Below are 19550 nucleotides of genomic sequence, written 5' to 3'. Positions count from 1 at the left end.
TGGAAGGCTACATTGCTTTCCGTATTCGTCTGCTATCCGTGATAAAGTGCCCGCCCCCGCGTTATTGGCTGCCCAAGTGGCAGGTTGCGGGCTTGCTGGGCGGCGCGCTGGTGCTGGCCGTTTCGGCGGGCACCCAGCTCCGGGCCCAGCCTACCGGCCCGGTAGTTTCGTTGCGGATGCAGCAGCAGCCCGTGCCGGTAATTCTGCGGGAGCTGGAGCTACAAAGCCAGTACACGTTTGTGTACAGCAACGAGCACCTCAACGGCACCCTCCGCGCCAGCCTCGACCTGAGCAAGCAACCCCTTGAGGTAGCTTTGCGCCAGCTGCTGCAACCACTGGGCCTGGAGTACCAGATGGTGGGCCGGCAAATCATTCTGCGGCGGGCAGCCGCCGGAGCCGCCCCGCCCCTGCCACCTCCGGCGGCTGCCCGGCCGCGCCCGGAGCAAGGCCCGCGGGTACTGGAAGGGCGGGTGGTGGCGGAAACCAACCTGGCCTTGCCCGGGGCCAGCATTGTGGTGCGAGGCACCCAGCGGGGCACGGCCGCTTCAGCGGAAGGCACGTTCCGCCTGGCACTGGGCCCCGCCGATACCGTGCTGGTGGTCAGCTCCCTGGGGTTTATCGGGCAGGAAATCAGGCCCGACCGTGGTACCGCGGTGGAGGTTGCGCTCCGGGCCGATACCCGCAGCCTGCAGGAAGTGGTGGTAACGGGTTTCGGGCTGGCGCAGGAGCGCAAAGTCCTGGGCTACGCCGTGCAGACGCTGACCGGCACCCAGCTGGTGGAGGCCCGGGAGCCGAACTTTATCAACTCGGTGAGCGGGAAGCTGGCCGGGGTGCACGTGAGCCGTACCGGCTCCGGCCCCATGGGCTCCACCAACATCATCATCCGGGGCTATACCTCGCTCACCCGCGACAGTCGGCCCCTGGTGGTGGTGGATGGAGTGCCCATCGACAACCGGAGTCCGCTCCAGGCCACCCGCCTGGGCGGGTACGACGCCGGTGACGGACTTTCCACCATTAACCCCGATGATATTGACAACCTATCGGTGCTGAAAGGCGGCAACGCGGCGGCGCTGTACGGCAACCGGGCCTCTAACGGGGTGCTGGTTATCACCACCAAAAAGGGCCGTCGGGGGCTGGGCGTTACCGTCAGCTCCAACACTACCTTCGACCGGGCCCAGGTGCTGACTGACTACCAGAACGAGTACGGGCAAGGCACCCAAGGCCGTTTTTTGCTGGACAGTGCCGGCAACCTGGTAGTAACCCCGGAGGGCTACCCGCAGCTGGAGGCTGCCGGCGAAACCATCGGGAGCTGGGGCCCCCGGATGCAGGGGCAGCTGGTGCGGCACTCGAACGGACAGGTGAAACCCTACGACCCGCAGCCCGACAACCCCCAGGATTTCTTCCGGACGGGTTTTACCTCTGCCAACACGGTGGCGCTGTGGGCGGGCAATGGGCGCAGCACCGTGCGGGTATCGGTAGCCGATTTGCGCAACCGGGGTACCTACCCCAACAGCCGCCTCGCCCGCAACTTTGCCACGGTGCGGGGCTCCGTAGCCTTCACCCCCCGGCTGACTACTGAGGTAAAGGCCAGCTACATCCACTCGCGCAGCTTCAACCGGCCTACACTGGGGGCCCACCCCGATAATGTAATGACGCAGTTCCAGCACCTGCCCCGCAGTGTGGACCTGGCCGATTTGCAGCCTTACCGCAACCCGCTCACGCTGCAGCCTATTCTCTGGAACCAGGATATCGGGGCGGCCTTCCTGAATACGAGTCGCCAGAACCCCTACTGGGCGGCGTACCTGAACACCAATTTCACCGAGCAGGACCGGCTCAACGGCTCGGTGGCTCTGCGCTACGATTTTACGGACTGGCTGTGGCTACAGCTGCGGGCCGGCACCGACCGGTACCGGACGGCCCTGGGCTACCAGTATGCCAGCTACACGGCCTGGAACAACACGGCCATACCCGACCGGGGCGGCCTGTCCAGGTCGGAGCAAACGGTACGGGAGGATAACGTTGACTTTATTCTGAACGGGCAGCGCCGCCTTGCCCCCGATTGGAGCCTGACGGCGCAGGCATTCGGCAACCTGTTGCAGTCCCGCCTCGAAACCCGGGGCACTACGGGCCAGGGCTTTCTTACGCCCAACGTATTTACCCTCGACAACCTGGCCAGCAGCACGCCGGTGTACGCCTTTTCCCACTATGAGGTGCAGTCGGTGTTTGGCCGGGCGCAGGTGGCGTACCGCAACGCCGTGTTTCTGGACCTCACCGGCCGCAACGACTGGGACTCGACCCTACCCCGGGGCAGCTGGTCGTACTTCTACCCGAGTGCCTCGTTGGCGGCCGTGTACACCGAGTTGCTGAGCTGGACGCCGGCCTGGCTGACCCAGGGTAAGCTGCGGGCTTCCTGGGCCCGGGTGGGTAAGGGCACCGGCCCCTACGAGCTGGCTACCAAGTACGATGTGAATACCTCGGGCGTGCCCGGGGCGCCGGGCGTCGGCAGCTCCCACCTGGGCCAGCCCTTTGCCAGCCTGCAGGACCAGCTGGCCGCTACCGGCCTGAAACCCCAGGTGACCCGCTCGGTGGAGCTGGGCTCCGAAATGCGCTTTGGTCAGAGCCGCGCCACCCTGGACGTGACGGTGTACCGCAACAATACCTACAACCAGGTTATCAGCGTGCAGGTGGCACCCTCCTCCGGTTTCCGTACCCAGCTCATCAACACCGGCAACATTCAGAACCAGGGCGTGGAGGTAACGGCTACGGCCAACCTTGTGCGTACCGAGCGGGGCCTCAGCTGGCAAACTACCCTCAACTGGGCCGCCAACCGCTCGGAGGTAGTAAGCCTGGGCAGCCCCACCGACGTGTACCAGCTGGGCACCGAATCCAACAACGTGGCCGTGGTAGCGCGGGTCGGGCAGGCTTTCGGCGACCTGTATGGCACCCGGCTGCAGCGCGGCCCCGGCGGGCAGCTGCTGGTGGGAGCCGACGGGTTGCCTCTACCGCCGCTGGCCACCACGGAGCGACTGGGTAGCTTTCAGCCCAAGTGGTTTGGGGGCCTGCACAACGAGGTCCGCTACCGGCAGTTCCGGCTGGGCGTGCTGCTGGATGGCCGCTGGGGTGGGCAGATATACTCCGTGTCGCAGCAGCAGGCCGCTCTGTTCGGCACGGCCCGCACTACGCTGGAGGGCCGCGCGGGATGGTACGCCTCCGAAACGGCGCGGCAAGCCGCCGGGGTTAGCCCGGCCGCCTGGACGCCAACCGGGGGGCTGCTGGTTGAGGGCGTGCAGCGCCACCCCGACGGCACCTATTCTTCGAGCCGCCGCTACGTGAATCCCCAGCAGTATTGGGCCCGGCTGGGTACTGTATCGGAGCCGTTTGTGTATGACGCTTCCTTTCTGAAGCTACGGGAGCTGACGCTGACCTACCAGCTCCCGGCCGGCTGGCTGGCGCGGATGGGCCACTTGCGGGGCGCCAGCGTGGCGGTAGTAGCCCGGAATCTGGCTTTTCTGGCGCGGGCTACCCAGGGTTTCGACCCCGAATCGGCGTATAACCTGAGCCGGGCCCAGGGGCTGGAGTCGGGGGCATACCCCAACAGCCGCACGCTGGGCTATCATCTTACCCTCGATTTTTAACTGATGCCTGCCGTTCAGTCTGTTGTGTTGCGCCGTACCGTTCCGCTGCTGCTGGCTCTGCTGCCGGCCTGCACCGACAGGTTCGAGGAAATCAACACCGACCCCACCCGCACCAGCACGCCAACCTCCGATCAGCTATTCGCCCGCGCTCTTAAGTATGGCAGCCTCTACGACAACGACTTCCAGGTAGGAGAGCACCTGCACGCCAATATGTGGGTGCAATATTTCGCCAACTCTACGCCCCACTTCAACACCGACCGGTACGAAAGCAACGACCAGTGGGCCACCACCTTCTGGACCACGTTTTACACCGGATATGGCATGGATGTGCAAGAGGTTATCGGGCGGGTGCAGGCCGATCCGGCCCAGGTAAACCGCCTGAGTATGGCCCGAATCTGGCGGGCGTTTCTGTTTCAGCGCATCACCGATTATTGGGGCGACGTTCCGTACACCGCGGCTTTCCAGGGAGCCGCAACGGAAATTCAGCCCGCGTATGATTCGCAGCAATCCATCTATACCAGCCTGTTGCAGGAGTTGCAGCAAGCCGCCGCCGCCTTCGATGATACGCAGCCGCTCACGTTTGGGGCCGCCGATCTGCTGTATTCCAATGCCGGAGCGGCCAATCCGGTAGCTACCCCGGCCCTGGCCCACCAGCGCTGGCAGCGGTTTGCCAACTCGCTACGCCTGCGCATGGCCATGCGTCTTTCGGAAGCCAGCCCCCTGTTAGCCAGCCTGCAGGCCCGCGCTGCCCTGGCCGATGGGGTGATGCAGAGCAGCCAAGAGTCGGCTGTTATGAACAATACGGGCGGCAGCATCCGCATCAACCAGAATCCGCTGTCAGTGGTGCTGGGCTTCAACGACTCCCGCATCAGCGCTACGCTGGTTGACTACCTTACCCGCTACCACGACCCCCGCCTTCCGGTGCTGGTGGGACCCGTATCCGCCACCAATCCAGCCCGGATAGGGCTGGCCAACGGTTTGTCGGCTACGCAGCTGGCCCTGCCCGAATACAACCCCGCCCGCTACAGCAGCGCCGGCCCGCGCTACCTCACTCCCACCAACGACCAGCACCTGCTGACCTACGCTGAGGTTTGCTTTCTGCGGGCTGAGGCTTGCCTACGCGGCTGGGACACCTCTGGCTCGGCAGAGCAATGGTATTACCAGGGTGTGCGTGAGGCATTGGCACTCGTAGATATTACTGATGCCGCCGTGGTGGGGGCCTACCTGCAGGATCCGGCCGTGCGGTTCACTCCCGGCCGGGCCCTGGAGCAGATTATTACCCAAAAATGGCTGTCACTTTTCGGTAACAACGGTTTCGAGGCCTACGCGGAGTATCGCCGTACGGGTTTTCCTGTTCTACGATCCGCCGCCAACCCCGGCGAAACCGGCGGCGCAGTTCCATTGCGCCTCCGCTATCCCACCGTGGAGCAGCGCCTTAACAGCGCGGCTTACCAACGGGCTGTCAGCCGCCAGGGCCCCGATCTGATGACAACGCCGGTATGGTGGGATAAATAACCGGATTTTTTTCGGGGCCGATTAGGGGGAAACTACTATTACCCTGTCTTATACCTGAAACGGTACCCTTATTCCTACCCGATTACCCATCTGAGTGAGTGCAATGCGGTAGCAACAGTAATCATTAGCCGGCATGTTTTGTGACTTCGAAGCCCTTCCTGGACGCAGGAAGGGCTTTTTATTTGCCTTCACCGCGGCTGGTGGCCCGGGCAGTGGGACCCGAGGCACAAGTGGTGTCCTGAGCGGTCCGGGCGAATTCATAACCCTGCAGAATAGCTTTCCGAAACAGAGTGCACGCCTGCTCGGGCTGTTGCTGCTGCTGGGCCACCCGCCCCAGCAAGAAGTAGATTTGTCCGCTACGGGGCGTAATACCGAGCACCTCCCAATAGTCGTTTTGAGCAGCTTCGTACTGCTTCAGCTTAAACCAGGCCAGCCCTCTGAAGGTAAGCAGCTTGCCCCGTAGGCGCTCCACCCTCGGCGCGTGCCGCAGGCCCCGGCTGAACGCCCGGGCCGCCTGCCGGTACTGCTGTTGCTGAAATAACTGATGCTCGCCCCGCAGCAGCCAGGCCCGGGCCAGCGTAGTATCCAGGGCCAGGGCGCGGGTGTAGGCTGCCTGTGCAGCCCGGGGGTGTTGGAGGGCGGCCCGGCACTGGCCGATGCGCAGCCAGAGCTGGCCCTGCTGCCGGGGCGGCACGTTGGGCAGGGCCGCCCGAAAGTCAGCTTCTGCCTGGCTGTAGTCCTGTTGTATCAGTTGCTCTATCTCGCCGCGCCGCCGCAAGGCCGGAGCATAACCGGGCTTAAAATGCAGCGCATCAGTAAAGTAGCTATGCGCGCCTTCCCAGTTGTGTGCCACGTAGGCCTGCAGGCCCCGCTGGTAGTTGCGCACCCCCGATACATGGTCCATGGTTATCTTCACCGATACAATAAACAGCAGAAACCCCAGCAGCAGCAGGGCAGCCATCCAATAGTCGCGGCGGGTGAAATTGACTTTCTGGCGCGGGATGGGGCGGTAATGCCGCTCATGAGCTCCGGCCGGAGGGCGGGTACGCAGGGGGGCCGGCGGCGGCATGGGTACTCCGTACACGCGCTGGCTGTGGGTGCGGGACTGTTGCTGGCGCCGGGCTTCCTCGGCCCGCCGGGCCGCTACTTGTAGCTGAAAATCATATTGAGCCCGCCGGCCCGGGTCGCCTAGCACATGATAGGCAGCGGCTACCGCCTTAAACAGCTCCTCGTACAACGTGTTGCCCCCGTGCTTGTCGGGGTGATATTGCACGGCCAGCCGCTTGTAGGCCACCTTGATGTCGTGCGCCGAAGCGGAAGCGGAAACGCCTAGTACCGTATAATGATTCTGGCTCAACGAGAGAGTGGTATATAGTAAAAGTACGCCAATTTTCAGACACGCCGCGCCCTTTTCCGTAAGAGGGTGCTACCGTGAAACTGGTAGCACCTGCGTGTGGCCTGCGCTACTTGGTAACAGTATTTTCCGCAAAATTTCTCCTTATGGCCCTGTTCTCCACCGAAGACGACACCTCCAAAACGCCCCGTACCGACAACCTCATGGGCAACCTGATGGGCTACCTCGATACCCGCATCGACTTGGTACGCCTGGAAGCACAGGAAAAAGCAAAGACGGCTTTCGTCGGGACTGTACACGGCCTCACGCTGGCTCTTATTGGTTTGCTGTTCTTCGTGTTTCTGAACCTGTTTGTAGCCTTATTGCTCAATGATGTGCTGGACAGCCCCTACTGGGGGTTCGGAATTGTGGCGGGTTTTTACCTGCTGCTACTCATCATCTTTGTGGTAGGAGTCGATAAAAAACTCTTCCAGGGCCTGGCCGACAAGCTGCTCAACAACACCATCTATAAATCCGACAAACGCCAAGCCTAATCCTGTATGGCCGACTTGCATAACCCCCTGTTTGAGAACGAAAAAGAATTCCTGGAGCGCCAGAAGCAGGAGTACGAGCGTGCCCTGCTGGGCGACGTAGAAGAAATTAAAGCCAAAACCCAGGAAGTAAGCAAGTATGTAGCCATTGGCGCCGGTGTTTTAGGAGGCGTGTGGCTGCTCAGCAAAGCCCTGAGCGGCCGTAAGCGTAAAAAAGAACTGTCTGCTCACCAGGAGGAGTACAACCGCCACCTCAGGCCCGCCCCTGCCCGTACCCGTCGCTCCACACCTACTGCCGTGGATACGGCCGTGGCCGATGATTTGGGCTTTGGCTCGGGCCACCATCAGGCCAGCCGGCCCCGTCCTCAAACCGCACCCGCTTCGGAGCGGGCCGATATTGCGCCCGATGTCTATCATACCGACGCCGACCCATTTCAGCCCGTCGGGGGTGGCCCGGTAGTGCGCTACCCTGCAGCAGCATACTCGGCAACGTCCCAGGTGCCGCCCCGTTCTCCGGAGGCTACCTCCATTCTGGCTTCGGCCGTCAAATCCTTTCTGCAGTCCGATACTGGCAAAATGCTGGTCGCCCAGGCTTCGGCCGTTCTAATGGCCTATATTGCCAAGAAGGCCGGCGACTACTTGCCAATGCTCAAAAATCCCGACCTTGCAGCCTCTGGCTCAATGCACGTTGAGCCAGAAACCCGGGATATTGATTTTACCTATCACCACGACGACGCGGATGCGCCTCACCAGCCTGTATGATGCCCTGAGCCAACGCCGGACACACGGCCAGAAGTCCCTGGCGGTCCTGCTGGACCCCGATAATCTGGATGAAGCCGGCTGCCAGCGCCTGATACAGCTCAGTGAACAGCATACAGTAGACTACTTTTTTGTGGGCGGCAGCCTGGTGACGAGTACGCACCAGGCTGCCCTCATTCGTTTTATCAAGAGCCGTTCGGCCGTGCCCGTGCTGCTGTTTCCCAGCCACAGCCTGCACCTTGATGCTCAGGCCGATGGTATTCTGCTCCTTTCTTTGATTTCGGGCCGCAACCCCGATTTCCTGATTGGTCAGCATGTTATTGCGGCACCACTATTGCGCGCCAGTAACCTCCAGATTCTGCCCACCGGCTATATGCTGGTTGACACCGGCCGTCAGACCACGGCCAGCTACATCAGCGGCACCACGCCCCTGCCCTACGACAAACCCAGTATTGCGGCCTGTACCGCCATGGCCGGTGAGCAGTTAGGCCTGCGCCTGATGTACCTGGACGGCGGTAGCGGTGCCATGTACCCTATTTCCCCTGCCATGATCAGGGCCGTGCGCCAGGCTATTGAGGTGCCCCTTATAGTTGGCGGCGGCATTAACACCGTCGAAAAGGCCAACGCTGCCTTACAGGCCGGCGCCGATGTGCTCGTGGTAGGTAACCAGATTGAAAAAGACCCCGATTTTCTGACCGAAATGGCCCGCACCGTCCACCAATTCAACCAGACCACTGATTACACGAATGTTGAGCGGATTTCGCGGATTTTGTAGACGATTCCCGGGCCGGTGGCACACGCTTTAGCTTGTGGCGTACGCCGAATCAATACAGCAGGGCAAATTCTAGACACAAAAAAGGCTTGCCAATTGGCAAGCCTTTTTTGCTATAGATGTGAAACGGCTAGCTGGCGTACGGCACAAGCCAAAGCGTATGCCACCGGCCCGGGAATCGTCTACAAAATCCGCGAAATCCGGCTTAATCCGTTAAAATCCGTGATTAGATGTTCATGGCCGACTCGCGGCGGCGCATTTTGCCGGCCGGAATACCAAACATCATCTTGAAGCGGCGGCAGAAATAGGCAGTATCCTTGTAACCTACCTCTTTACCAATGTCGCGGATGCTCTTTTTGGTGGTACGCAGCAGGAACACAGCGCGCTCCATGCGCTGGTACTCAATGTAGTCCTGGGGGTTAATGCCGGTGAGCATCTTGAAGTACTGGCCCACATAATCCTCGCTCACGTTGGCCACACCCGACAGCACCTTGTTCGACAAGTCGCCGCCGATGTTCTCCTTGATGTAGTTGAACAGGTCGATGAGACGCGGGTCCTTGAAGTAGGTGCTGTTGGTAGCCAGTTGCTCCACGAACATCTTGTTCTTGAGGATGTAGCGTACGATTTCCACCACAATGTTCTCGGTGTAAATCGTAATCAGCCGTTCCCGGCCAGGCAACTCCTGCAGGCTTTCCTCTACCACTTTGATGACCAGATTGGCCAGCTTGGAGTTGCCGGTAATCAGGAAAGCCGGCACATCCAACGAGGCGAAGAAGTTCACTGAATCGAACACCTTGGCCTCAAAACTCACAAAGGAGTGGCTCTCCTCCGCGTCCCCAATCAGGTCGAGGTTGGAGTTGGAGTGGAAGAACTTGTCCTTGTTGGTTATCAGGTCGTCGTTGGTAATGCTCTTGCTCGACGTTTCGCCGTAGGTCACCTTGGTGGCCCGGCCACCCGGAATGAACAGCATTTCCCCCTCTTCAACTGCCTGATCCTCATCCCCGAAGGAAATCCGGCCTTTGTGGAGCAAAATCAGGTTATTGCCCACATCGTAAGAGTTCTTTACGGTGAAGGGCTGCTGCAGTACCAGGTTTTTCGCTTTGATGTAGCGAACCCCCAGCGACTCTATTACTTTATTATAATCTTCCATCTTTGGCGGGCAGTTTGTCTTAGCTCGATGTGCCGGGAAATAGCACCCCGGACTTATGTAATGCAAAATAACATATAAAAATTCACAAAAACACAAAACCCAGCCAATATTTGGCTGGGTTTTGTGCAACAAGTCTGACTTTTAGGCAATTCAGCCTTTATTTGAGAATTTCCCGAGAGATTACAATTTTCTGAATCTCAGAGGTTCCCTCGTAAATCTGCGTGATTTTGGCATCCCGCATCAGGCGCTCCACGTGGAATTCCTTCACAAAGCCGTAGCCGCCGTGTACCTGCACCGCTTCCACGGCTGTGTCCATGGCTACTTTCGAGGCGAACAGCTTAGCCATAGCGCCCGATTTAGCGTAATCCTGGTGGGCGTCCTTGTCGTGGGCGGCCTGCAAGCACAACAGCCGCGCCGCGTCGATGTTGGTAGCCATATCGGCCAGCTTGAACTGAATGGCCTGGTGCTGCGAAATAGGCACCCCGAAAGCCTTGCGCTCTTTCGAATATTTTAACGACAGCTCATAGGCCCCGGAAGCAATACCCAGCGCCTGGGCGGCAATGCCAATGCGGCCACCGGCCAGCACCTGCATAGCGAACTTAAAGCCGAAGCCGTCTTCGCCGATGCGGTTTTCCTTGGGCACCTTCACGTCCGTGAACATGAGGGAGTGCGTGTCGGAGCCACGGATGCCGAGCTTGTTTTCTTTCGGGCCAATTACAAAGCCGGGCGTATCCCGCTCCACAATAAGGGCATTGATGCCACGGTGTTTTTTCTCTGGGTCGGTTTGGGCAATTACCAGATACACCGAAGCGGAAGAGCCATTGGTAATCCAGTTTTTGGTGCCGTTGAGCAGGTAATAGTCGCCTTTATCTTCGGCGGTGGTGCTCTGGCTGGTGGCGTCCGAGCCAGCCTCGGGCTCTGACAGGGCAAACGCCCCAATGATTTCGCCGGAGGCCAAGCGGGTCAGGTATTTCTGCTTCTGCTCCTCGGTGCCGTATTTCTCCAGGCCCCAGCACACCAGTGAGTTGTTCACTGACATGATAACGGAGCAGGAAGCATCTACTTTGCTGATTTCTTCCATGGCCAGCACGTAGCTCACGGTGTCCATGCCGCCGCCGCCGTACTCGGGGCTAACCATCATGCCCATAAAGCCCAGCTCGCCCATCTTCTTCACCTGCTCAGCAGGAAACTTCTGGTGCTCGTCACGCTCAATTACGCCGGCCCACAGTTCGTTCTGCGCAAAGTCGCGCGCGGCGGCCTGTACGGCCAGTTGTTCTTCGGTGAGCTGAAAATCCATACTATACTAAGAAGGTGGGGTGGGAAACTCGTCTGCAACTACCGAGCGTAAATTCGCTGGCGGGTCAAAATTAAACCACAGCTTTTGCAGATTAAGCAGATGCGGCAGATTTTTTCTGGGAAGCTGGCTGTAAAAGGCCCAAGGCCGTTTTTTTGTTTTCGGGTCGCCGGGCTGTGCCTTGGTTACGGGCGGCGGCCACCGGAACCAAGCAAGAACCGGCGGCCGACATTTGCAGAATTCCAACACCCGGGCCAAGACCGCGCGGCACACTGCTGCTCCGGTTGCCAGAAGGGTCGTGAGCCAGCGCGCGGAGTTACGTTAGCGCCGCCGCCCCAGCAGCATGGTGGCGTAGTAGAACAGCGTAGCCAGTGAGCCAAGGGCGGCCACTACGTACGTCATGGCGGCCCACCACAGCGCATCTTTGGCCATTACGTGCTCCTGGGGCGTCACAATGTTGCGCTTATCCATCCAGGCCAGGGCCCGCTTGGAGGCATCAAACTCCACGGGCAGGGTAACAAAACTGAACAGCGTAGTCAGGGCGAAGAAGGCGACACCAATGGTAAGGGGCAGAGGCGTGGTCCGGAGCATTATCACCCCCAGAAATAACAGAATGGGCATGAATTTCGATACCGCGCTCAGGGCCGGTACCATGGCCGAGCGGAACTGCAACGCACTGTAGGCAGTGGCGTGCTGCACGGCGTGTCCGCACTCGTGGGCCGCTACGGCCGCCGCCGCCGCGCTCCGGTCGTTGTACACGGCTTCGCTCAGGTTCACCGTTTTGTCGGCGGGGTTGTAGTGGTCCGTGAGCTTGCCTTCGGTGCTGATGATGCGCACATCGGTAATGCCGTGGTCGGCCAGCATCAACTCGGCAATCTGCCGGCCGCTCAGGCCGTTGCGCAGGCCTACCTGGGCATACTTCTCAAACTTACTACGCAGACGCATCTGCACAAGCCAGCTGGCCAGCATCGTGATAAGCACGATAATGATGGCCGGATTTGATTGGTACATGGGAAAGAGGTTCGGGTGAAAGTAAACGCCCGGCTACTGCTCCTTAAGCACCGTTCAAATGCTTTGGGAACTAGGCGCCGCGCAAAATCCGCTCTACGATGCGCGTGGTACTGTAGCCGGCTACCAGCGGTACGGTGAGTACCTGGCCGCCCTTGCGTAACACCACTTCGTGCCCCACAATTCCACTAATCTGGTAGTCGTCGCCCTTCACCAGAATGTCGGGCTGCACGGCTTCAATCAGGGCCAGTGGGGTTTGCTCATCGAATAGCACTACGGCATCCACAAACAAAAGGGAGGCCAATACCCGCGCACGTGACACTTCGTCCTGCAAGGGCCGGCCCGGCTTGAGGCAGCTCACGGAAGCGTCGGTGTTGAGCCCCACTACCAGCCGGTCGCCCAGGTGTCGGGCTTTTTCGAGGTAGTCGACGTGGCCCAGGTGCAGCAGATCAAAGCAGCCGTTGGTAAAAACTACCTGTTGGCCCGCCGCCTGCCAGCCTGCAACTACCGGCAGCAGGGCCTCGCGGCTCAGGATTTTCTCGTGCGTCCACTGCATACCTCGTGGGAGTAGGGTCGGAAAAAATGAATTACGGAGTAACTGTGGCTTAGGTGGCTACCTCCGGCAACGGGGCCGTTTTGCCCGATTTTACCATGCTGGCCACAAAGCTGATGCCGCCCATGAGCACGACCAGCAGCGTCTGAGAGCCGTGCACTACCAGCGCGTAGGCAATACCGGCTTCCTTGCTGATACCGTAGGCCAGCAAAATGCCCTGCACCATTACGTGAAACGGCCCGATGCCCCCCGCTACCGGGGCCGCCATGCCGAAGGCCCCAAACGTGAGCACCGCCAGGGCCGCCCGCATACCCAAGTCGTAAGTAGCCGGAAAGGCGAAGAACGCCAGGTAATCCATGAGGTAATACACTGCCCAGGTGAAGAAGGTGTGCAGCAGAAACGTGCCTTTGTTTTCCAGCTTCAGGATGCTGAATGCCCCGGCAAGCACGCCTTTCACAAACGTTACGGCCTTATTGAACAGTGCATTCTGGCGCAGCCGCTCCAGATTCCGGAATACCGCGTAGGCCAGGCCCAGCAGCAGCACCACGGCAATACCCAGGGCCAACAGCAGGGGCGTACGGTTGCGGGCCAGCGCATCGTAGCGGCCGGCCAGTACCTTATCCGTCACAAACGACCAAAACGTGGTGAAATCCAGCAGCAGTGTGCCCCCCAACAGCCCCAACAGTACCAGCACATCAATTACCCGCTCGGTAACTACCGTGCCCAGCGCCACTTGCACCGGCACGCCACTGGTGCGCCGCAGCACCGAGCAGCGGATAACCTCGCCCATGCGGGGCAGCACCAGATTGGCCAGATAGCCTACCATCATGGCATGGTACACATCCCAGTAGGCCGGTTTGTGGCCGGTGGGGTCAATCTGCATTTTCCAACGGTAGGCCCGGCTCAAATAGCCCAGCGCCGACAGCACCATTGTCAGCATCAGCCACGAGTAGTTGGCTTCGCGCACGTACTGCCCAATGCGGCTCAGGTCCTGGCCTTGCAGCGCATACCACATCAGCAGGACGGATACTGCCAGCAGCAGCACATATTTAAGCGTGTTCAGCAGGTGCTTCATAAAGTATGCGGGGGCAGCCGCTCTGTGGCAGCAGAAAGGCTGGCTATTCTGGGGGAAGAACAACCAGCCTTTACTGTCTACGATATCCAGGCTAGGCTACCCGGTTATGCTGATCTGGAAAAATAACGGTGGGCTTGTGGGCCTTCGCCTCGGCAAAATCAATAAGGGCGTAGGAAATGATGATGATAATGTCGCCGACGGCCACGCGGCGGGCCGCCGGGCCATTCAGGCAAATCATCCCCGAGCCCCGCTCCCCTTTGATAGTGTAGGTTTCAAACCGCTCCCCGTTGTTGATATTCACGATGGTTACCTTCTCATTCTCCACCATGTTGGCGGCATCCAGCAGGTCCTCGTCAATGGTAATGCTGCCGACGTAATGCAGTTCCGCCTGCGTAACCTTCACGCGGTGAATTTTTGACTTGAGGACCTCGATATGCATGAGTGAAAAAGCAGATGGATTTTGGGTCCGCAAAGATACGAACGGGGAAGGAGTGCAGGAGTAGCTGCATGAAGCAGTCTGTCAGCCTGAGGATTCCGCACAGTAAGCGGCCACGCAGGCCCCCGCACGCTTGCCCGGACCATTAGCACGGCATTTGTTCACCGGCTCGCAGGTCCTGTGCTGTACGCAGGCGGACAAACTATTCATTCACTGCCACCACTACATTATCAATCAGCCGTACGCCTCCCAGCTGGGCGGCCAGGCAAATGGCTACCGGCGCGTTAGGCTGCCAGTCCGTCAGAGGCTGCAGCGTGTGCGCGTCTACCACAGCCAGATATTCCAGCGTAATGGCAGGTTCGGCCCGCAGGAACTCGGCGGCCGTTTGCTGCACCTCTGCTGGTGTCAGCTGCCCTTCTTCTATTAGCCGCTTGGCCAACAGCAGCCCCTGGTACAGTTGGGGGGCCAGGGCACGGGCCTCGGCCGACAGCCGCCGATTCCGGGAGGACATAGCCAGACCGTCGGGCTCCCGGATAGTTGGGAAGGCCACCAGCTCCAGATCAAAGGATAACCCCAATACTAGTTGGCGCACAATGGCTACCTGCTGAAAGTCCTTCTGCCCGAAGTATGCCCGGTGGGGCCGGCTCAGGTGAAACAGCTTGCTGACTACCGTGGCCACCCCATTGAAATGGCCCGGCCGGTGCTCTCCTTCCATCACCCGCTCCAGCGCCCCAAAATCGAAGCGCACTACCGTGGGCTGCGGGTACATTTCCTCCACTGAAGGCAGAAACAGCGCCGTGCAGCCCGCCGGAGCCAGCAGGGCCGCGTCTTCCTCGGGCAGGCGCGGGTACAGGCGGAAGTCGTCGGGGTTGTTGAACTGCGTGGGGTTGACAAAAATGCTGGTAACAACTACCTCACACTCCTGGGCCGCCGCCCGCACCAGCTGCAGGTGGCCCTCGTGCAACGCCCCCATGGTGGGCACCAGTCCGATGCGTTGGCCGGCCCGGCGGGCATTTTCCGTGTAGGCGTGCAACGCCGCAGCGGTATTCAGTATCTCCATAGAGTGAAAAAGGCCTTTCGGCAAGCAGCCGGCCGGCCCTGATTGAAATTTCCCTTAAAAATGTTTAATTTTGTGCATCCCAAAGTGTTGCCCTTTCCCAATCACCCCAACTGACTCTATATGTCTAAGTTGAGAATACTCTACGCTGCCACGGAAATCAACCCGTTTTTGCAGACCACCAAGGTAGCGGAGTTTTTGCGGCGCCTGCCGCAGGGAATGCAGGAAATGGGGATGGAAATCCGCATTTTCGTACCCCGGTTCGGTATTATCAACGAGCGTAAGAACCGCCTGCATGAAGTAGTGCGCCTGTCGGGAATTAATATTGCAGTGGGCGAAGATGAGAAGCCGCTCATCATTAAAGTGGCTTCCATCCCGAATGCGAAGCTGCAAGTTTACTTCATCGACAACGAAGATTACTTCCACCGCAAATCGGTATTGGTCGACAAAAATGACAAGTTCCACTCTGATAACGATGAGCGGGCTATCTTTTTCTGCAAGGGAGTGCTGGAAACGGTGAAGAAGCTGGGTTGGGCCCCGGACATCGTGCACTGCAACGACTGGATGACCGGCCTGATTCCGATGTACTTGAAAACGACCTACAAGAAGGATCCGATTTTCAAGGATGCCAAGTCCGTATTCACCATCTATAACAACGAGTTCGACTTCAAATTTGAAGGCGACATTGTGGAGAAGGCCAAGATGCTGGACATCGAGGATGAAATGCTGGCTTCGCTGAAAACGGCCGACTTCGGCGGGTTCATCAAAGTAGGCATGGAGTATGCCGATGCCGTGGTGAAATCGGATGAGGATTTCAGCGAGAACCTGAATACCCTGTTCACGGAGTATTCGACCAAAAAACAAATTGAGCAGGTGGCCGCCGACGACAACCTGCTGACTTCCTACTACGCTCTTTATAATGAATTGGCCAACTAGCGCCAGCCGACTTGCTTCGGTTTCTCTTGCTGCGGTTTCCCTTTTTGCTCTGGCTACTGGCTGCGACAATGCCAACGACCTGGGCTTGGAATTACCGGGCACCTCTCCTATTACGGCTAACTACCTGGACCTGCCGGTAAAGGCCTTTACGGTACGGCAGCAACCCGTTGAGACGGTAAAAACCAACCATGTACTGGTTGGCCGCCTGCGCGATACGTTTGTGGGCACTACCACGGCGAGTGGCTACCTGAATATCATGGTGGAGCCCGTGTTGTCGCCCGCCGATTCGCTGCCGGGCAAGTTCACCAACGTTAGCCTCGACTCCACCGTTTTCAGTCTGGCCTTCGACCAGGTGTATGGGTCGGCTACGCAGCCGCTGCGGTTGGACCTGCTCACGCTACAGGCCCCCCTGGATGAGCGCACGGTGTACAACTCGGCCTCCTCGGTTGCTACCGGCACAACGCTCCTCACCAATTTCGAGGCCTCGCTGAACCGCACCCGCCCCGTAAAGCGGCGGGTGGCATCGGGCACCGCTACCGACACCACTACCACGGTTATTACCACTCAGGTAGCTGATCAGTTTGTGCGGATTCGGCTGCAGAAATATCCAGGTACTTCGGCTCTGGCAACCAGTGTTTTTACGGCGCTGTCTGATGCCGCCTTCAATCAGCGGAAGCTGGATGCAGTATGGAAAGGTATAGCCCTCCGGCCTTCGGCCAACCACAGCGGTAATATTGTGGGCTTTACCCGCTCGGGCAACACCACCGTTACCTTCTATTTCCGCGGCACCGATGCGGCAGGCCGGCGGAGCAAATACCGCTCGTACTCGTTATTCCTGGCCAATATTCCGGCCGGTAATACGCTGATAGGCCAAGTGGCCGATGGTAAATACTTCACGCAACTTTCCACCGACCTGAGCGGAACCCCGCTGGCGGGCCTTACCACGCCACAGAGCACACTGCCAGCCGCGGCCACCAACGGCTTTACCTATGCCCAGGAAGGCGTTGGCCTGGGTACCCGCATTGAGTTTCAGGGGCTGGATGATCTGCGCAACAACACCAATCTGGCTATCAACCGCGCGGAGCTTTTGTTTCCGGTTAAGCAGTACAGCAACGGCATCTTTCCCTACCCGCAGGGGCTTTACCTGTACGAGGTGAATAGTGCCAATACTGTACTTACGCGCACGGTGGGGGCCACTACGTACGAGCGGTTGGTGCCCGGCGAAGGAATAAACGCGACGACCAGTGTACGGCTTACGCCTACCTCGGTAGGTGCCGACAGCTACGCCCGGGCCACCATTCCGGCAGGTCAGGATCCGGCCCAGTATTATTCGGTTCCGCTTACAGAGTACCTGCAGGCTTACCTGCAGAATCGCCTGGATGGCGAGTTGCCGACTGGCCTGATTGTTTCCCCAATTCTGCGTTCAAACTCCACGCTGAACCTGAACCGGGCTCAGTTTGACGCCAGCAACATCAAGCTGCGCGTATACTACTCTAAGCTGCGCTAGGCTGCTACTCGATCCTGCCAGGTTAGCTTACCTTGAAAGGGCGGCACGGCTTTTGCCGTTGCCGCCCGATTTTTCTTTCTCTCGAAAGTTTCTGCTCTGTCACAACTAAACCACTATGTGCGGAATTGTCGCTTACATTGGGCACCGTGAGGCTTGCCCCATCATCATCAAAGGCTTGCGCCGGTTGGAATACCGGGGCTACGACTCAGCAGGGGTTGCTCTGCTGAATGGCCAGCTTACTGTTTACAAGAAAAAAGGAAAGGTAGCTGATCTGGAAGCCTTTATCGGTGAGCAGGATACGCATGCCCATATTGGCATGGGCCATACCCGCTGGGCCACTCACGGCGAGCCAAATGATGTAAATGCCCACCCGCACTACTCTACGTCGGAGCGTATTGCCATCATTCACAACGGCATTATCGAAAACTATGCTGCCCTGAAGCAGCACCTGCAGCAGCAGGGCCACGTGTTCCACTCCGACACGGACACGGAAGTTTTCGTGAATCTGATTGAGGAAATCCAGAAGCAGAACCATTGTACCCTGGAAGAAGCGGTGCGCCTGGCATTGCACGAAGTAGTGGGTGCTTATGCCATTGTGGTGCTGAGTAAGGACAACCCTAACCAACTGATTGCCGCCCGTAAAGGCTCGCCTTTGGTGATTGGTGTGGGCGAAGGAGAATTTTTCTTGGCTTCTGATGCCACCCCTATCATCGAGTACACCAATGAAGTGGTGTATGTAAACGACTACGAGCTGGCCGTTATCAAGGATGGTAAGCTGGAAATTCGTTCCCGCGAAGATGTGGTACAGACTCCCTACATCCAGACGCTGGAATTGGAGCTGGACCGCATTGAAAAAGGTGGCTACGAACACTTCATGCTGAAGGAGATTTTCGAGCAGCCCCGGTCCATTCTTGATTCCATGCGCGGCCGTCTGGAACTGGAAGCCGGCCACCTGAACATGGGTGGCGTGCGAGCCTACGAGCGGAAATTCGTGAATGCCGACCGCATTCTGATTGTGGCCTGTGGAACCAGCTGGCACGCCGGCTTGGTGGCCGAATACCTGCTGGAGGACCTGGCCCGGATTCCGGTGGAAGTGGAATATGCCTCGGAGTTCCGCTACCGCAACCCTGTTATTACGGAGCGCGACATTGTAATTGCCATTTCGCAGAGCGGAGAAACGGCCGATACGCTAGCCGCCATTGAGTTGGCCAAGAGCCGGGGTGCTACCATTTTTGGCATCTGCAACGTGGTAGGCAGCAGCATTGCCCGCGCCACCGATGCCGGCGCCTACACCCACGCCGGCCCCGAAATTGGGGTGGCTTCTACCAAAGCCTTTACGGCCCAGGTAACGGTGCTTACCCTGCTGGCCATGATTGTGGGCCACAAGCGCGGCACCCTCACCGACACCCGCCTGCGCGAATTGATGGTGGAGCTCAACAACATCCCGGCCAAGGTGGAAAAGGCGCTGGAGTTGAATGCTGAAATTGAACAGATTTCGGAGATTTTCAAGGACGCTACCAATTTCCTGTACCTGGGTCGGGGCTATAATTTCCCCGTAGCTCTGGAGGGCGCTCTTAAACTCAAAGAAATCAGCTACATCCACGCCGAAGGATATCCGGCGGCCGAAATGAAGCACGGCCCCATTGCTCTCATCGACGAGAATATGCCGGTGGTGGTTATTGCAACCAAGGACAGCTCCTACGAGAAAGTGGTCAGCAACATTCAGGAGGTGAAAGCCCGCAAGGGACGAATTATTGCCATAGTAACCGAGGGAGATGATGTGATTCCGCAGATGGCCGAGTTTACCATTGAAGTGCCGGCAACCAGCGAAGCACTGATGCCGCTGGTATCGGTGGTGCCGCTGCAGCTGCTGAGCTACCACATTGCCGTACTGCGGGGCTGTAACGTGGACCAGCCGCGTAACCTGGCAAAATCTGTAACGGTAGAGTAATCCGGGCCGTACGCTCGC

The 19550-nt window shown here is 59.0% G+C and carries 16 protein-coding genes; 8 read left to right on the top strand and 8 right to left on the bottom strand.

What is annotated here, in order from left to right; all coding sequences use genetic code 11:
- Positions 1 to 38 precede the first annotated feature (38 nt).
- A complete protein-coding gene (locus tag EI290_RS03310; protein WP_125426669.1) occupies positions 39 to 3635 on the top strand; it encodes a SusC/RagA family TonB-linked outer membrane protein in 3597 nt (1198 codons plus the stop codon).
- 3 nt (positions 3636 to 3638) lie between these two features.
- The gene (locus tag EI290_RS03305; protein ID WP_125426667.1) at positions 3639 to 5150 is read left to right on the top strand and encodes a SusD/RagB family nutrient-binding outer membrane lipoprotein; all 1512 of its coding nucleotides are present in this window, start codon (positions 3639 to 3641) and stop codon (positions 5148 to 5150) included.
- Positions 5151 to 5328: 178 nt separating this feature from the next.
- Here the strand turns inward: EI290_RS03305 and EI290_RS03300 are convergent, their stop codons facing one another.
- Complete coding sequence (locus EI290_RS03300) at positions 5329 to 6507, bottom strand: J domain-containing protein (protein ID WP_125426665.1); 1179 nt, start codon at positions 6505 to 6507, stop codon at positions 5329 to 5331.
- A gap of 143 nt (positions 6508 to 6650) precedes the next feature.
- On the opposite strand from EI290_RS03300, the gene EI290_RS03295 reads away from it, so the two are divergent.
- From EI290_RS03295 to EI290_RS03285, 3 genes are read left to right on the top strand one after another with little or no spacing between them, the layout of a single operon-like run.
- Positions 6651 to 7037 carry a phage holin family protein gene (locus tag EI290_RS03295; protein ID WP_125426663.1) on the top strand — a complete coding sequence of 129 codons (387 nt, stop codon included), beginning with the start codon at positions 6651 to 6653 and terminating at the stop codon, positions 7035 to 7037.
- Positions 7038 to 7043: 6 nt separating this feature from the next.
- Complete coding sequence (locus EI290_RS03290; protein ID WP_125426661.1) at positions 7044 to 7796, top strand: hypothetical protein; 753 nt, start codon at positions 7044 to 7046, stop codon at positions 7794 to 7796.
- A complete protein-coding gene (locus EI290_RS03285; RefSeq protein WP_125426765.1) occupies positions 7774 to 8568 on the top strand; it encodes a geranylgeranylglyceryl/heptaprenylglyceryl phosphate synthase in 795 nt (264 codons plus the stop codon). The genes EI290_RS03290 and EI290_RS03285 overlap by 23 nt, the downstream gene beginning before the upstream one ends.
- A 223-nt stretch (positions 8569 to 8791) precedes the next feature.
- Here EI290_RS03285 and EI290_RS03280 read toward each other — a convergent pair whose 3' ends face one another.
- The 7 genes from EI290_RS03280 to panC all read right to left on the bottom strand — a co-directional run bounded on the left by EI290_RS03280 (position 8792) and on the right by panC (position 15141).
- Complete coding sequence (locus EI290_RS03280) at positions 8792 to 9715, bottom strand: helix-turn-helix domain-containing protein (protein ID WP_125426659.1); 924 nt, start codon at positions 9713 to 9715, stop codon at positions 8792 to 8794.
- Between the two features lie 157 nt (positions 9716 to 9872).
- Positions 9873 to 11012 (bottom strand): acyl-CoA dehydrogenase, encoded by a 1140-nt coding sequence (locus tag EI290_RS03275; RefSeq protein ID WP_125426657.1) that lies wholly within the window; start codon positions 11010 to 11012, stop codon positions 9873 to 9875.
- Positions 11013 to 11330: 318 nt separating this feature from the next.
- A complete protein-coding gene (locus tag EI290_RS03270; RefSeq protein WP_125426655.1) occupies positions 11331 to 12020 on the bottom strand; it encodes a zinc metallopeptidase in 690 nt (229 codons plus the stop codon).
- 70 nt (positions 12021 to 12090) lie between these two features.
- On the bottom strand, positions 12091 to 12573 hold the full coding sequence (rfaE2, locus tag EI290_RS03265; RefSeq protein ID WP_125426653.1) for a D-glycero-beta-D-manno-heptose 1-phosphate adenylyltransferase: 483 nt from the start codon (positions 12571 to 12573) through the stop codon (positions 12091 to 12093).
- A gap of 49 nt (positions 12574 to 12622) precedes the next feature.
- The gene (locus EI290_RS03260; protein ID WP_125426651.1) at positions 12623 to 13645 is read right to left on the bottom strand and encodes a lysylphosphatidylglycerol synthase transmembrane domain-containing protein; all 1023 of its coding nucleotides are present in this window, start codon (positions 13643 to 13645) and stop codon (positions 12623 to 12625) included.
- Between the two features lie 91 nt (positions 13646 to 13736).
- Positions 13737 to 14084 carry an aspartate 1-decarboxylase gene (panD, locus tag EI290_RS03255; RefSeq protein WP_125426649.1) on the bottom strand — a complete coding sequence of 116 codons (348 nt, stop codon included), beginning with the start codon at positions 14082 to 14084 and terminating at the stop codon, positions 13737 to 13739.
- Positions 14085 to 14283: 199 nt separating this feature from the next.
- Entirely contained in the window at positions 14284 to 15141 is an 858-nt protein-coding gene (gene panC / locus EI290_RS03250) for a pantoate--beta-alanine ligase (RefSeq protein ID WP_125426647.1), read from the bottom strand.
- Positions 15142 to 15261: 120 nt separating this feature from the next.
- On the opposite strand from panC, the gene EI290_RS03245 reads away from it, so the two are divergent.
- From EI290_RS03245 to glmS, 3 genes are all read left to right on the top strand, one after another.
- The gene (locus tag EI290_RS03245) at positions 15262 to 16074 is read left to right on the top strand and encodes a glycogen/starch synthase (protein WP_125426645.1); all 813 of its coding nucleotides are present in this window, start codon (positions 15262 to 15264) and stop codon (positions 16072 to 16074) included.
- Positions 16058 to 17581, top strand: a complete 1524-nt coding sequence (locus tag EI290_RS03240; RefSeq protein ID WP_125426643.1) for a DUF4270 family protein — start codon at positions 16058 to 16060, stop codon at positions 17579 to 17581. Before EI290_RS03245 ends, EI290_RS03240 begins: the two co-directional genes overlap by 17 nt.
- Before the next feature lie 115 nt (positions 17582 to 17696).
- On the top strand, positions 17697 to 19532 hold the full coding sequence (gene glmS, locus EI290_RS03235; RefSeq protein ID WP_125426641.1) for a glutamine--fructose-6-phosphate transaminase (isomerizing): 1836 nt from the start codon (positions 17697 to 17699) through the stop codon (positions 19530 to 19532).
- The last annotated feature ends 18 nt before the right edge of the window (positions 19533 to 19550 follow it).

Origin of the sequence: Hymenobacter metallilatus, from assembly GCF_003944705.1 — a bacterium.
Lineage (GTDB): Bacteria > Bacteroidota > Bacteroidia > Cytophagales > Hymenobacteraceae > Hymenobacter > Hymenobacter metallilatus.
This window is presented reverse-complemented; position numbering and strand designations above follow the sequence as displayed.

Excerpts from the sequence above, each read along its gene's own strand:
- EI290_RS03305 (WP_125426667.1), top strand. The coding sequence starts at position 3,639 with ATGCCTGCCGTTCAGTCTGTTGTGTTGCGCCGTACCGTTCCGCTGCTG.
- EI290_RS03295 (WP_125426663.1), top strand. The coding sequence starts at position 6,651 with ATGGCCCTGTTCTCCACCGAAGACGACACCTCCAAAACGCCCCGTACC.
- EI290_RS03290 (WP_125426661.1), top strand. The coding sequence starts at position 7,044 with ATGGCCGACTTGCATAACCCCCTGTTTGAGAACGAAAAAGAATTCCTG.
- EI290_RS03285 (WP_125426765.1), top strand. The coding sequence starts at position 7,774 with ATGCGCCTCACCAGCCTGTATGATGCCCTGAGCCAACGCCGGACACAC.
- EI290_RS03280 (WP_125426659.1), bottom strand. The coding sequence starts at position 9,715 with ATGGAAGATTATAATAAAGTAATAGAGTCGCTGGGGGTTCGCTACATC.
- EI290_RS03275 (WP_125426657.1), bottom strand. The coding sequence starts at position 11,012 with ATGGATTTTCAGCTCACCGAAGAACAACTGGCCGTACAGGCCGCCGCG.
- EI290_RS03270 (WP_125426655.1), bottom strand. The coding sequence starts at position 12,020 with ATGTACCAATCAAATCCGGCCATCATTATCGTGCTTATCACGATGCTG.
- rfaE2 (WP_125426653.1), bottom strand. The coding sequence starts at position 12,573 with ATGCAGTGGACGCACGAGAAAATCCTGAGCCGCGAGGCCCTGCTGCCG.
- EI290_RS03260 (WP_125426651.1), bottom strand. The coding sequence starts at position 13,645 with ATGAAGCACCTGCTGAACACGCTTAAATATGTGCTGCTGCTGGCAGTA.
- panD (WP_125426649.1), bottom strand. The coding sequence starts at position 14,084 with ATGCATATCGAGGTCCTCAAGTCAAAAATTCACCGCGTGAAGGTTACG.
- panC (WP_125426647.1), bottom strand. The coding sequence starts at position 15,141 with ATGGAGATACTGAATACCGCTGCGGCGTTGCACGCCTACACGGAAAAT.
- EI290_RS03245 (WP_125426645.1), top strand. The coding sequence starts at position 15,262 with ATGTCTAAGTTGAGAATACTCTACGCTGCCACGGAAATCAACCCGTTT.
- EI290_RS03240 (WP_125426643.1), top strand. The coding sequence starts at position 16,058 with ATGAATTGGCCAACTAGCGCCAGCCGACTTGCTTCGGTTTCTCTTGCT.
- glmS (WP_125426641.1), top strand. The coding sequence starts at position 17,697 with ATGTGCGGAATTGTCGCTTACATTGGGCACCGTGAGGCTTGCCCCATC.